This window comes from Mycobacterium sp. NGS24, from assembly GCF_059813065.1.
In genome coordinates, this window is the sequence record NZ_JCALDW010000006.1 from 157,808 (window position 1) to 169,252 (window position 11,445).

The following is an 11,445-nucleotide window of genomic DNA, read 5'->3' on the forward strand; positions in this document are numbered from 1 at the left end:
GGAGCACCGAACGATGTCCGCTGCCGAGGTCTCCGACGAGGACTTCCGCGAGATCCTGGCGCAGACGCGCCACTTTGTCCGTACCGCAGTGGTGCCACGGGAGCAGGAGTTCCTCGACGACGACCGGGTGCCCGACGATCTGCGTGACCAGGCCACGAAGATGGGCCTGTTCGGCTACGCGATCCCGCAGGAATGGGGTGGTCTCGGGTTGAACCTGGTGCAGGACGTCGAAATGGCGATGGAGTTCGGCTACACCTCGCTGGCGCTGCGGTCGATGTTCGGCACCAACAACGGCATCGCCGGGCAGGTTCTCGTCGGGTTCGGCACCGACGAGCAGAAGTCGCGCTGGCTGGAAGCGATCGCCTCCGGTGACGTCGTAGCCTCCTTCGCGCTCACCGAGCCCGGCGCAGGCTCGAACCCGGCCGGACTGAAGACCAAAGCTGTTCGGGACGAGCAGGATTGGGTGATCGAGGGACAGAAGCGCTTCATCACCAACGCCCCCACCGCCGATCTGTTCGTGGTGTTCGCCCGCACCCGGCCAGCCGACGACAAAGGTCCCGGCATCGCCGTCTTCTTGGTCCCCGCCGATGCGCCGGGGGTCGAGGTGGGCGCCAAGGACGCCAAGATGGGTCAGGAAGGCGCCTGGACCGCCGACGTCAGCTTCACCGACGTCCGCGTCGACGACAGCGCCCTGGTCGGCGGTAGCGAGGACATCGGTTACCGGGCGGCGATGACGTCGCTGGCGCGCGGCCGGGTCCATATCGCGGCCCTCGCAGTAGGTGCCGCGCAACGCGCCCTGGACGAGTCGGTGGCCTACGCCGCGACCGCGACCCAGGGTGGCGCGCCGATCGGCAGCTTCCAGTTGGTGCAGGCGATGTTGGCTGATATGCAGACCGGTGTGCTGGCCGGGCGCGCGCTGGTCCGCGACACCGCGCGGGCCTGGGTCGCCGAGGAAGACCGGCGCATCGCACCGTCGGCGGTCAAGCTGTTCTGCACCGAAATGGCCGGCAGAGTGGCCGATCTCGCGGTGCAGGTGCACGGTGGCAGTGGCTACATGCGGGGGGTACCGGTGGAGCGCATCTATCGGGACGTCCGGCTGCTGCGACTCTACGAGGGCACCAGCGAGATTCAACAGTTGATCATCGGTTCGAATCTGGTGAAGGCGGCGCAGCGGGCGCGTTGACGCTGCGCCGGCGGCGACCGATTGCGAGGCACCCGCGCCCTGAGCGCAGCGTCAGATCAGCTGCAACGTCCCCAGATCGCGGATCGCCCGGCAACCCCGGGACAGCATGGTCAGCACCATGTCGTCGCCGCGCTCGGTGGAACTGGCGAAGGCAAAACCCAGCGCCGCGATCAGCGGCGCCTGCACGACCCCGAGCCGGTAGTCGCGCCAACATGTTTCGCGGTCGTAGTCGGTGACTCCGTAACCCTGCAGCGCCCGGTGGTAATCGGCGACCAGATCTTCCTCCAGGCTCGCGCGCAGTGCCGAGTCCAAACTGGTCGCGGTGAAGTAGGCCAAATCCCGCGCCGGAAGACCCACGCCGAGAGTCTGCCAGTCGACGATGCTGATCCGCGTGTGCCCGGGATCGAACAACATGTTGTCCAGCCGGTAGTCACCGTGCAGCAGCGCGAATCGGTCATGCTCGGCCATCAGCCAGGGGGCCACTGAATTCATTGTCGCAGTGAATGTTTCGCGGTCCTCAGCACTCATCCGATCACCGAGCTTGGCTAGCGTGATCTCGGCACTCATCTTGGCCACCTCGCCCATACCCTGGGCCCCGGCCTGGTCCGGCCGGGCGAACGCGACGCCGGGGAATCCCAGCCAGAACGGATCACACCAGCTCGGTCCGTGCAGGCCGGCCAGCGCTGTCACCGCCAGTCGTGCCTCTTGCTCAGCGCAGCCCCGGAGCTGATCGCCCTGCACCGCCGGCGCCTGATCAGCCAACAGCAGCGCGTAATCCAGCGCGTCGGCACTGATCTCGCAGTAATAGCACCGCGGCGTCGGCACCTGCACCCGATCGACGGCCGACGCGTAGAAAGCACATTCGCTGCGGTACCCGATGACGACCCGGTCGCGCACGGCGTCGTCCTGGGCCGGCAGCTTGATCACGAAAGTCGGCGGCAGCCCCGCCGGCTCCGAGCCGTACCGCACGCTCACCCGGTAGGTGGCGCCCGTCTGGCCGGTGCCGATCGCCGTGACGTCGGCGTCGGTCACTTCGACGGCTGCACCACTGCGGCTCAGCACCGCCGACAGCCACTCGGCAGTCACATCGGTGGGGTACCGCGGGATCGACATCAGGACACTCATTACAGGCCTCCATCAGCAGTCGACAGCACCAGCCCATCGACTGTAAGTCATACCGCATGTCTTTCGGTACCCAGTCCGGGCCGGCGTCCTACTCAGCCAGAATCCGCCACTCCGCGGCTTCGTGCTGCTGACGCCAGAACTCGCTGAATCGCCCGCCGGCGGAGAGCAACTCATCGACGGCGCCGTCCTCGACCACGCGCCCGTTCTCCACGAACAACACCCGGTCCGCGTGGCGGATGCTGGCCAGCCGGTGCGCCACGATCACCCGGGTGTGCGACTCCGGCTCATCGGTCAGCGCGTCGACGACGGCGACCTCGTTCTCGTTGTCCAAGGCACTCGTCGCCTCGTCGACCAACAGGATCGGAGCGCCTTTGAGCAGTGCGCGCGCGATGCTCACCCGTTGCCGCTCGCCACCGGACAGCGCCGAACCTGCCTCGCCCACCACCGTCGCTGCTCCATCGGGAAGCCGGCCGATCAACTCGTCGACCCGGGCCAGCCGGAGGGCGCGGTCAAGGCGGTCCTCGTCGGCGCCGGGAGCACCGGCCAGCACGTTCTCGCGGATGGTCCCGTGGAAGAGATAGGGATGCTGGAAGACGACGCTGCTCGCGCCACGGCGCGCCGCGGCATCCAGGGTGACCGCGTCGACACCGTCGATCAGCACCCGGCCGCGGGTGGGGTGATGCAGTCCGGCGATCAGCGCCAGCACCGTGCTCTTGCCGGAACCCGACGGCCCGACGATGGCGGTCGCGGTTCCCGGTTCCAGCGCGAAGCTGACGTTGTCCAACGCCGGATGGCTACTTTCGTCGTAACTGAAAGTGACACGGTCGAATTCGATGCGCGGCGCAGCCGGCGAGCCCAACTCCCCGGTGCCCGCCCGGAGTTGCGGGGCGGTCAGCACCGAACGGATGCGGTCGAGGGTGGCGCGGGTGCTCTCCAACGCCGGTGCCAATTCGCTGACGGAGGTGAAGGGCTCCAGGTAGCGGGCCATCACCACGATCAGCGCGATGGCCTCGGGCACGGTGAGGGTGCCACCCACCGTCAAAGCCGTGGTGACACCGGCGAGCAGGATCAACGCTGCCTGGCTGGCGAAGCTGAACAGCAGCTGACCCGGAATCTGCATGCCCAGCAATCGCATCGTGGCGCTGTGTTGCGCGTTGAGTGCGTCGCCGACCATGCTGCGGGCCGGTTCCACCCGCCGCGCGGCACGCAAAGCCTGTTGGGTGCGGGCGAATTCGATGATGCGTTCGGTGAGAGCGCTGTTGGCCGCCCCGGCGGCGGCATCGGCCGTGCGCGACAACCGCACCGAAGCCCACAGCGCGCCCAGCATGAGCGGCACACCCGCCAGCGCGGCAGCCCCGAGTTGCCAGGAGATCGGCAACAGCACCAGAGCGATGACCGCGGGCAGCAGCACCGCGCTGATCAGCGGCGTCAGCAGGTTGACCACCAGACCGACGAGTTCAGGTCCGGTCGAGGCGATGGCTTGCCGTGCAGCCGCGGTGTTTTCGGCGGTGAACCAGTCCAGCCGGACATCGGATAGCCGGTCGGCCACGTCGTGCTGGGTGTGGTCCAGCACTGCGAAGCCCAGGTCGAACCCGATTCGCGCGGTCGTGGTGTCGATCATCCAGCCGAGCACGGTCGCCGCGGTCAGCCAGCCCAGCCACCCCAGCGCGCGTTGCGGGGTGTCGCCGAACAACGCCCCCACCAGCGGTACCAGCAACACCGTAGCCACCGCCCGGATCACCACCGAGACGAAAGTCAGTGTGGCATAGGCGATCACTCTGCCACGATGAGCGGCCGGTACCAGACTGAGCCAGGTGCGGATCATCGTGTCACCTCCTGCCCGACGCTGACGGCGGGCCGCCCGGTATCCCAGAGCCGACGGTAGCGTCCGTCGGCGGACAGCAGTTGGTCGTGGGTGCCGCGTTCGACGATGCGGCCGTGGTCAAGCACGACGATCTGATCCGCCCCGGTGATGGTGTGCAACCGGTGCGCGATCACCAACACGGTGCGGTCCTTGGTCAACCGGTTGAGTGCCTGTTGCACAAGGTATTCCGATTCCGGGTCCGCATAGGCGGTGGCTTCGTCCAGGATCAGGACCGGCGTGTCGGCCAGGATGGCGCGGGCGATGGTCAGCCGTTGCCGTTCCCCGCCGGACAGCGCGCTGCCGGCGCCCAGCACCGTGTGGTAGCCCTGCGGCAGGCGCAGGATGCGGTCGTGAATCTGCGCCTCGCGCGCCGCGCCCTGGATCTGCTCGAGGGTGGCGTCCGGCACGGCGAGCGCGATGTTTTCGGCGACCGTTCCGTGCACCAGTTGCGTCTCCTGCAGCACAAACCCGACCCGGGTGTAGAGCTCGTCTGCGGTCAGCGACCTGATGTCGTTGCCGCCCACCCTTATCGAGCCGTCCTGCACGTCATGGAACCTCGCCAGTAGTGCGGCGAGCGTGGACTTTCCGGATCCGGAGGGCCCGACCAGCGCGGTGACCGTACCCGGGTGCAATTCCAGTGATACGTCGCGGATCACCGGCACATCCGGCCGGTAGCCGAAGCTGATCGCATCGAACACCACGCTCGCGTCGGAGGCCCGGGGCGGCGACGCTGCGACGGTGAGTTCTGGTTCGGCAAGGGCGATCTGCAGCCGCCGCGCGGCCAGCATCCCACCCCGGATACCACCGAGGCCGTAACCGATGCCGAGCAGTCGGGCGCCGAACGTGGTGCCCAACAACAAGAACGGCAACAGATCCACCGGATTCATCTGATTGGTGACCACCAGCAGCGTGCCGGTGGTCGCGATGAGCCACAGGAACGTCGCGGGTCGGGTGGCCAGATCCATCAGCGTCTTCTTGCCGGTGAACGGGCGCTGCCAGGCGACGAGGAAACCAACGTACTGGTCCAGCAGACGCCGAAAGCTGGATGCCGCAGCGCCACCGAAAACCCGGATGACCGGCTGGCCCTCCAGATACGCGCCCGCTTCGGTGTTCATCCGCTCCGCCCACCGCTGGGCCTGGGCGATCCGCGGCCCGGATTGGACCAGCATCACCGACATGGTCACCAGGTAGACCAGAACGGGAATGAACAGCACCAGCGCCACGCGCCAGTCGACCACGAACAGATAGATCAGCACCGCCACCGGCGCCACGACTGCGTTGACCGCATCAGGGATCGCGTGGGTGACCAGGTAGTGCAGCGACAGGGTGTCGTCCTGGACCAGTTGCTTGATCGACCCCGACCCACGCGCGGTGAACCAGCCCAGCGGCAGCCGGGACAGCTTGGCCAGCAACCGCGACCGCAGCTCGGTGGCGAACCGTGCGTCGACGACGTGCAGCCACAACGTCAGCGCGGCACCGAGCAGGACACCCAGGCCCAGCAGGGAGACCGCCCACAGGCCGAGGTTCCACAGCCGGGATTCGTCGGCGCCGGCGACCAGCAGCCGGGCCAGCTCGACCAGCAGCACGAAGGGCGCCAGCTGCACCAGCGTGACAATGCCCTGCAATACCCCGGAGGCGATCAACGCCGAGCGCAGCGGAGCCAGCAGCTCACCGGCGGCCTGCGCACGCCAGCGACCTCGCCGCGGCGTTTCCGGCTGTGTCACAACATCTTCGGATTCAGTGCGGGTCGCAAGCTCCGGTGTGTCGACGACGTCCTGCTGGTCGCCGCGGCGTTTGCCCATCTCCTTGCCCGCGCTCCAGTACGCCTGTGCGTGGATCTCGGACTTGGGGAAGCCGAAATCGTCGCGCAACCGTTTGCGGACGTTCTTGAGCGCGTTGGCTTCCGGCGTGGCCCAGCAGTACCAGTTCGACCAGTCCCGGCTTTCGATCGCGTTGGCCAGCGACCTCTCGTCGCGTCGGGGCACCCAGTGCACCCGCAGCCGGGGGTGCGGCGCGATCGGGATGAGCCGATCGTTGTCGTCGTGCTGCTCGAGGTACATCTCGATCGGCACCTCGTCCGGAACGGTCCCGATGATCCCGTTCATCCCGGGAATGGACGCCGAGTCGCCGACCAGCAGATAACCGGCCGGCTGTTCCTCAGGGCGGTCGAAACGCGTGGAGCCCATCAGCACCATGACGGCGATGCTCGCGCCGGGCTGCACATCGCGGGCCCAACTCGAGGCGGGGCCGGCCGGTTCGTGCAACACCATATCGACGGCGAAACGACCGGTGGACGGGTCGGCCTCAGAAAGTGTGTAGGCGCGCTGGAATTCGGTCTTGGAGCCCTTCGGGTCGGGAAACCAGAATCGCAGCCAGGCGGCCGGCTCGGGCTCGACCTCGTCGAACAAGGTCTCTGATTCCATCCGCACTCGGACGAAATGCGGTGCGATCATCACGGTCTCGCGAACCGTTGCCGAATGATCGCGCGCCCCATAGCTTTTCATTACGACGCCGGAAAAACCGCGTGCCATCAACGGTCCTCTCCCGCGACGGCGTGATCCGCCGCGACTTCCACTATTGGCCGGCCGGGCGGAATTTCGGCCACCAGACCCCGAATCGACGCGGCCAGCAACAGCCGCACGTACTGCGTACTCGACAGCTCCGGCAACCCGCGGTATGCCGAACCCAACCGCGGGTGACTTGTCAACCGTTCGGCAACGGCGTCGCGTTCCTGCGCGAACCGCATGGCCTGTTCGCCGCCGGTGCTGCTGGTGTTGCTCACCTCGCGGGCCGCCAGACTGAGCGCCAGCGTCGCCACGGCGCTGCCCAGCACCATGGCCGCATCCGTGGTGTACCCGCGCCGCTGCAACGAGTTGACTTCGGCGACCAGCAGCTCGACCCCGGCGTCACCGCGGGGGAACAGGACCTGCAGGTAAGACGCCAGCCCGGGATGGTCCACAGTGAAGTGCCACAGCTGCAGCCCGAATGCGAGCAGGTGCTGCTCGATGCCGTGACTCGGATCGTCGATCAGCTCGAGTTCGGCGAGCAGACTCTCACCCACCAGGCGCTCGAGCGCCCAACGGCTTTCCACATGCCGATACAAGGCGGTGGCCGACACGTTCAACTGCGCGGCGACGGCGTTGATGCTTAGCCGTTGCATCCCCAGCTCGCGTCCGACACGAATCACGTCGTTCACCGTGATGAGTGGTGGACGGCCACCCACCCGCGCTGTCGCGGTCTTCATCAGCTGCCACCCCGAGCTAGTAAGTTACCCCCACAAACTAAGGGTTACCTTACCGATGGTCAAACTGAGGCGCGCTACAGCCCCTTGGGCGCGTCCCGGACAGCCGCAACCGCCGCCTCGTCACCGTCGAAGTCGACGCGAGCCTGCCGACCGACCGCGAACAACAGCAGTTCTGCAGGGTCGCCGGTCACTGTGACAGCGGGACCGTGACCCGCGATCAGCACCGTCTTGCCGTCGTCGGTGCGCAGCGCGACCCGACCGGGCACCTTGGCCAACGTCAGCCGGCCCATCAACGGCAGGGTCCGGCGCAGGCCGGCGACCAGTTTCGGTTCCAGATCGCGGGGCTCCCAGTCCGCGCCGGCACGCCGCACATCCTCGTGGTGAATAAAATATTCGGCGACGTTGGCCACCGCGTCGATGAGCTTGAACGGCGAGTACTTGGGTGGACCGGCTGCGATCTTGTCCACCAGGTCTTCCCAGTCCGTCTCCTGCGCGACCTTGTTCTGCAACCGCTCGGTGTGACCGGCGAAGAACGGGATCAGGATGCCTGGTGCGGCATCTGCCCGGTATTCGCGGATCACCAGGTGGGCCGCCAGATCCCGGGTGGCCCACCCCTCGCACAGCGTCGGCGCATCGGGCCCGGTGCTTCGAATGGTCTCGACCAGAGCAGCGCGCTCTCGCTGGGCAACCGACATGTGTGCCTCCGTTCTGGTGCGGGCGGAGGGACTCGAACCCACACGCTCTTCCGAGCACCGGCACCTAAAGCCGGCATGTCTGCCAATTTCATCACGCCCGCGACGACGCCGATCGTACCGCTCCCCCTACCGACGAACCGGCCGACAGGGTGCCGCGCGGTACCGTCATGGGGTGTCCATCCAGGCTCCTCGTCGACGGCGCCACCGTCCCGCGTTGATCGCACTGGTGATCCTTGCGGCGTGCGGCTGCCTGGCATTGGGGTGGTGGCAGTGGACCAGATTCCAGTCGGTGTCTGGTAGCTACCAGAACCTCGGCTACGCCCTGCAGTGGCCGCTTTTCGCCTGGTTCTGGGTCTATGCGTATCGCAGCTTCGTCCGCTACGAAGATGCGCTGCCCGAGCCGCGCACCGCGGCCACCGAGATCCCGCCCGGCCTGCTGCCCGAGCGTCCCAGACCCGAACCGCAGCAGCCCGATGATCCCGCCTTGCGCGAGTACAACGCATACCTGGCCGAGTTGGCCGAGCACGACGCTGACAAGCAGAACAGGACCACCGCATGAGCACACCCGAGACTCCGCCGGCCGAACGCGGCGCGTCGATCTTCCCCGTCGCGAAGATCCGCACCGCGTTGACGGCGTACCGGATCATGGCGTGGATCACCGGTATCTGGCTGATCGCATTGTGCGGCGAGATCGTCTCGCACCTGGTGTTCAAACACGAGATCCGCTGGATCGAGGTCGTGCACGGCTGGATGTACTTCGTCTACATGCTGGCGGCGTTCAATCTCGCCATCAAGGTTCGCTGGCCGATCGGCAAGACGATCGGTGTGCTGCTGGCCGGCACCGTCCCGATCCTGGGAATCATCGTCGAGCGTCGTCAGAGCCGCGAAGTCAAGGCGCAGTTCAACATCTGACCGCGACTAAGCCAACCGCTGCAACGCGGGCAACAACTGAGCCAGCGCACGTCCGCGGTGCGAGGATGCGTCTTTCTCGGCCGGGGTCAGTTGTGCGGCGGTGCGCCCGTCCGAGCCATCGGGGACGAAGACCGGGTCGTAGCCGAACCCGCCGTCCCCCCGCGGCTCCCGGGCGATGACGCCGGGCCACTCGCCGCGCACCACCACTTCATCGGATTCCGAGACCAGGGCGCACGCGGAGACGAACACCGCACCGCGCCGCTCGTCGGGCACGTCGCCGAGTTGCGCGAGCAGCAACGCGGTGTTGGCGGCGTCGTCGCCGTGGGTTCCGGACCACCGGGCCGACAGCACGCCGGGCATCCCATTCAGCGCGGCGACCTCCAGCCCGGAGTCGTCGGCGACGCTGGGCAAGCCGGTCGCGGTGAATGCGTCGCGGGCCTTGGCCAGTGCGTTGTCCTCGAAGGTCGCGCCGGTCTCGGGGGCCTCGTCGAACGGCGCCACCTCGTCCAGCGACACCAGCGTCACCCCGGACAGCCCGGCGCCGTCCAGCACCCGTTGCAACTCGGCCAGCTTCTTGCGGTTGCGGCTGGCCACCAGTAACCGTGATGTGCGCAAGCGCGGCGAAGCCGGGCGCAGCGGCTCATCACCGTCCGGCTCCGATGTGCGCAAGCGCGGCGAAGCCGGGCGCAGCGGCTCATCACCGTCCGGCTCCGATGTGCGCAAGCGCGGCGAAGCCGGGCGCAGCGGCTCATCACCGTCCGGCACGCTCAGCTGCCGAACGCCTTCGGCTGCTGCGCGCCTCCGGGCAGCTCCTTGGGATACGGCAGCGCCAACGCCTCGCGCTGGGCGTTGAACAACTCGTCACAGGCGCTGAGCGCCAGGTCGAGCAGCTTGTCCAGGGTCGACCGGGGGAATGTCGCACCTTCGCCGGTGCCCTGCACTTCCACCAGTGTCCCGGTGTCGGTAGCGACGACGTTCATGTCCACCTCGGCGCGTGAGTCTTCCTCATAGGGCAGGTCGACGCGCACCCGGCCATCGACCACCCCGACGCTCACTGCCGCGATCGCGCACGACAGCGGCCGGGGATCGGAGAGCTTGCCGGCGGCGGACAGGTAGGTGACCGCGTCGGCCAGCGCCACGTAGGCGCCGGTGATCGCAGCCGTGCGGGTGCCGCCGTCGGCCTGCAGCACGTCGCAGTCGACGGCGATGGTGTTCTCCCCGAGCGCGGCCAGGTCGATACACGCACGCAGTGATCGGCCGACCAGGCGACTGATCTCCTGGGTGCGCCCGCCGATGCGCCCCTTCACCGACTCGCGGTCGGAGCGGGTGTGGGTGGCCGAGGGCAACATCGCGTATTCGGCGGTGAGCCAGCCCAGCCCCGATCCCTTACGCCAGCGCGGCACGCCTTCGGTCACGCTGGCGGTGCACAACACCTTGGTGTGGCCGAATTCAATGAGCACCGAACCCGCTGGATTCTCGGTGAATCCCCTGGTGATGACCACCGGACGAAGCTCGTCGTCAAGGCGGCCGTCTTCTCGTTTGGACACGATGCCCAGACTAGCCGTCAGCGTTGGCGGTCAGAGACGGGCCGCGGGTGCCGGAATCGCTAGCCAGCCTGCCGGATCTCGAACGTCTCTCCGGGTACCACCGCGTGCACCGGACCGTCGAACTCGGCCTTGGCCTCGCTGATCACGTCCTCCCGCGACGTCCACGGCGGGATGTGCGTCAGCAGCAACTCGCGGACCCCGGCGCGGGCTGCGGCCCGGCCGGCCTCGGTGCCGGACAGATGCAGTGCCGGCGGGTGTTTGGGCGAGTGCGTCCAGGACGCCTCGCACAGAAAGACGTCGGCGTCGCGCGCCAGTTCGACGAGTTGGTCGCATTCCCCGGTGTCACCGCTGTACACCAGCGACGCCCCGGACGGGTCGGTGAAACGCAGACCGAACGACTCCGTCGGATGCGCCACCAGCCGCGGCGTCACGGTGAGCGCGCCGATCGACGCCGGTTCCCGGTCCACCCAGTGGCGTACCTCGAAGATGTCCGAGCAGTCGTCGATCTCGCCGCCGTAGGGCGACGACGCCGCTCCCAGCCGCGACCAGGTGTCGCTGGGCCCGTACAGCAACGCCTTGCCGGCGGGCCGCGATGTCGGGTGATAGCGGCGCCATACGAACAGGCCGGGCAGGTCCAGGCAGTGGTCCGCGTGCAGATGCGAGAGCAGGACGTGCACCGATCCGGGATCAGCGTGGCGCTGCAGCGCGCCGAGGACACCTCCGCCGAAGTCGATGACAAGCGGCGGGGTGTCCGGTGCCCGAAGTAGATAACCCGACGCGGGCGAATCCGGACCCACGACGCTACCGGAGCATCCGAGCACGGTTAATCGCACGGACACCACTGTGCCATGCCCGATACCACGATGGGGAAAACA

General features: G+C 67.7%; 11 protein-coding genes and 1 tRNA gene. 3 read left to right on the forward strand and 9 right to left on the reverse strand.

Going from position 1 to position 11,445, the window contains the following annotated elements; genetic code table 11:
- Positions 1-13: 13 nt before the first annotated feature.
- On the forward strand, positions 14-1,183 hold the full coding sequence (locus tag AC5Y6Y_RS11060) for an acyl-CoA dehydrogenase family protein (protein ID WP_499930042.1): 1,170 nt from the start codon (positions 14-16) through the stop codon (positions 1,181-1,183).
- Between the two features lie 51 nt (positions 1,184-1,234).
- On the opposite strand, the gene AC5Y6Y_RS11065 is transcribed toward AC5Y6Y_RS11060, so the two are convergent.
- The 6 genes from AC5Y6Y_RS11065 to AC5Y6Y_RS11090 all read right to left on the reverse strand — a co-directional run bounded on the left by AC5Y6Y_RS11065 (position 1,235) and on the right by AC5Y6Y_RS11090 (position 8,212).
- Positions 1,235-2,308, reverse strand: a complete 1,074-nt coding sequence (locus AC5Y6Y_RS11065) for a phosphotransferase family protein (protein WP_463826580.1) — start codon at positions 2,306-2,308, stop codon at positions 1,235-1,237.
- An 88-nt stretch (positions 2,309-2,396) separates the two neighbouring features.
- Positions 2,397-4,133 (reverse strand): ABC transporter ATP-binding protein, encoded by a 1,737-nt coding sequence (locus tag AC5Y6Y_RS11070; protein WP_499930043.1) that lies wholly within the window; start codon positions 4,131-4,133, stop codon positions 2,397-2,399.
- Positions 4,130-6,703 (reverse strand): ABC transporter ATP-binding protein/permease, encoded by a 2,574-nt coding sequence (locus AC5Y6Y_RS11075; RefSeq protein WP_499930044.1) that lies wholly within the window; start codon positions 6,701-6,703, stop codon positions 4,130-4,132. Before AC5Y6Y_RS11075 ends, AC5Y6Y_RS11070 begins: the two co-directional genes overlap by 4 nt.
- Positions 6,703-7,416, reverse strand: coding sequence for a TetR/AcrR family transcriptional regulator (locus AC5Y6Y_RS11080; protein ID WP_499930045.1), 714 nt, complete (start codon positions 7,414-7,416; stop codon positions 6,703-6,705). The genes AC5Y6Y_RS11075 and AC5Y6Y_RS11080 overlap by 1 nt, the downstream gene beginning before the upstream one ends.
- A 74-nt stretch (positions 7,417-7,490) precedes the next feature.
- Complete coding sequence (locus tag AC5Y6Y_RS11085; RefSeq protein ID WP_499930046.1) at positions 7,491-8,111, reverse strand: TIGR03085 family metal-binding protein; 621 nt, start codon at positions 8,109-8,111, stop codon at positions 7,491-7,493.
- A gap of 14 nt (positions 8,112-8,125) precedes the next feature.
- Positions 8,126-8,212 (reverse strand) — tRNA-Leu (locus AC5Y6Y_RS11090).
- Between the two features lie 71 nt (positions 8,213-8,283).
- Between AC5Y6Y_RS11090 and AC5Y6Y_RS11095 the strand changes: the two genes are divergently transcribed.
- Positions 8,284-8,670, forward strand: coding sequence for a hypothetical protein (locus AC5Y6Y_RS11095; RefSeq protein WP_499930047.1), 387 nt, complete (start codon positions 8,284-8,286; stop codon positions 8,668-8,670).
- The gene (locus tag AC5Y6Y_RS11100) at positions 8,667-9,023 is read left to right on the forward strand and encodes a DUF3817 domain-containing protein (protein WP_499930048.1); all 357 of its coding nucleotides are present in this window, start codon (positions 8,667-8,669) and stop codon (positions 9,021-9,023) included. Before AC5Y6Y_RS11095 ends, AC5Y6Y_RS11100 begins: the two co-directional genes overlap by 4 nt.
- Before the next feature lie 6 nt (positions 9,024-9,029).
- Here the strand turns inward: AC5Y6Y_RS11100 and rdgB are convergent, their stop codons facing one another.
- From rdgB to AC5Y6Y_RS11115, 3 genes are all read right to left on the reverse strand, one after another.
- Entirely contained in the window at positions 9,030-9,638 is a 609-nt protein-coding gene (gene rdgB / locus AC5Y6Y_RS11105) for an RdgB/HAM1 family non-canonical purine NTP pyrophosphatase (protein ID WP_463826802.1), read from the reverse strand.
- Positions 9,639-9,790: 152 nt separating this feature from the next.
- The gene (gene rph / locus AC5Y6Y_RS11110) at positions 9,791-10,570 is read right to left on the reverse strand and encodes a ribonuclease PH (RefSeq protein ID WP_463826587.1); all 780 of its coding nucleotides are present in this window, start codon (positions 10,568-10,570) and stop codon (positions 9,791-9,793) included.
- A gap of 59 nt (positions 10,571-10,629) precedes the next feature.
- Positions 10,630-11,409 carry a cyclic nucleotide-degrading phosphodiesterase gene (locus tag AC5Y6Y_RS11115; protein ID WP_463826588.1) on the reverse strand — a complete coding sequence of 260 codons (780 nt, stop codon included), beginning with the start codon at positions 11,407-11,409 and terminating at the stop codon, positions 10,630-10,632.
- Between the last annotated feature and the right edge of the window lie 36 nt (positions 11,410-11,445).

Coding starts and splice junctions, on each gene's coding strand:
- AC5Y6Y_RS11060 (WP_499930042.1), top strand. CDS start 14: ATGTCCGCTGCCGAGGTCTCCGACGAGGACTTCCGCGAGATCCTGGCG.
- AC5Y6Y_RS11065 (WP_463826580.1), bottom strand. CDS start 2,308: ATGAGTGTCCTGATGTCGATCCCGCGGTACCCCACCGATGTGACTGCC.
- AC5Y6Y_RS11080 (WP_499930045.1), bottom strand. CDS start 7,416: ATGAAGACCGCGACAGCGCGGGTGGGTGGCCGTCCACCACTCATCACG.
- AC5Y6Y_RS11100 (WP_499930048.1), top strand. CDS start 8,667: ATGAGCACACCCGAGACTCCGCCGGCCGAACGCGGCGCGTCGATCTTC.
- AC5Y6Y_RS11070 (WP_499930043.1), bottom strand. CDS start 4,133: ATGATCCGCACCTGGCTCAGTCTGGTACCGGCCGCTCATCGTGGCAGA.
- AC5Y6Y_RS11075 (WP_499930044.1), bottom strand. CDS start 6,703: ATGGCACGCGGTTTTTCCGGCGTCGTAATGAAAAGCTATGGGGCGCGC.
- AC5Y6Y_RS11085 (WP_499930046.1), bottom strand. CDS start 8,111: ATGTCGGTTGCCCAGCGAGAGCGCGCTGCTCTGGTCGAGACCATTCGA.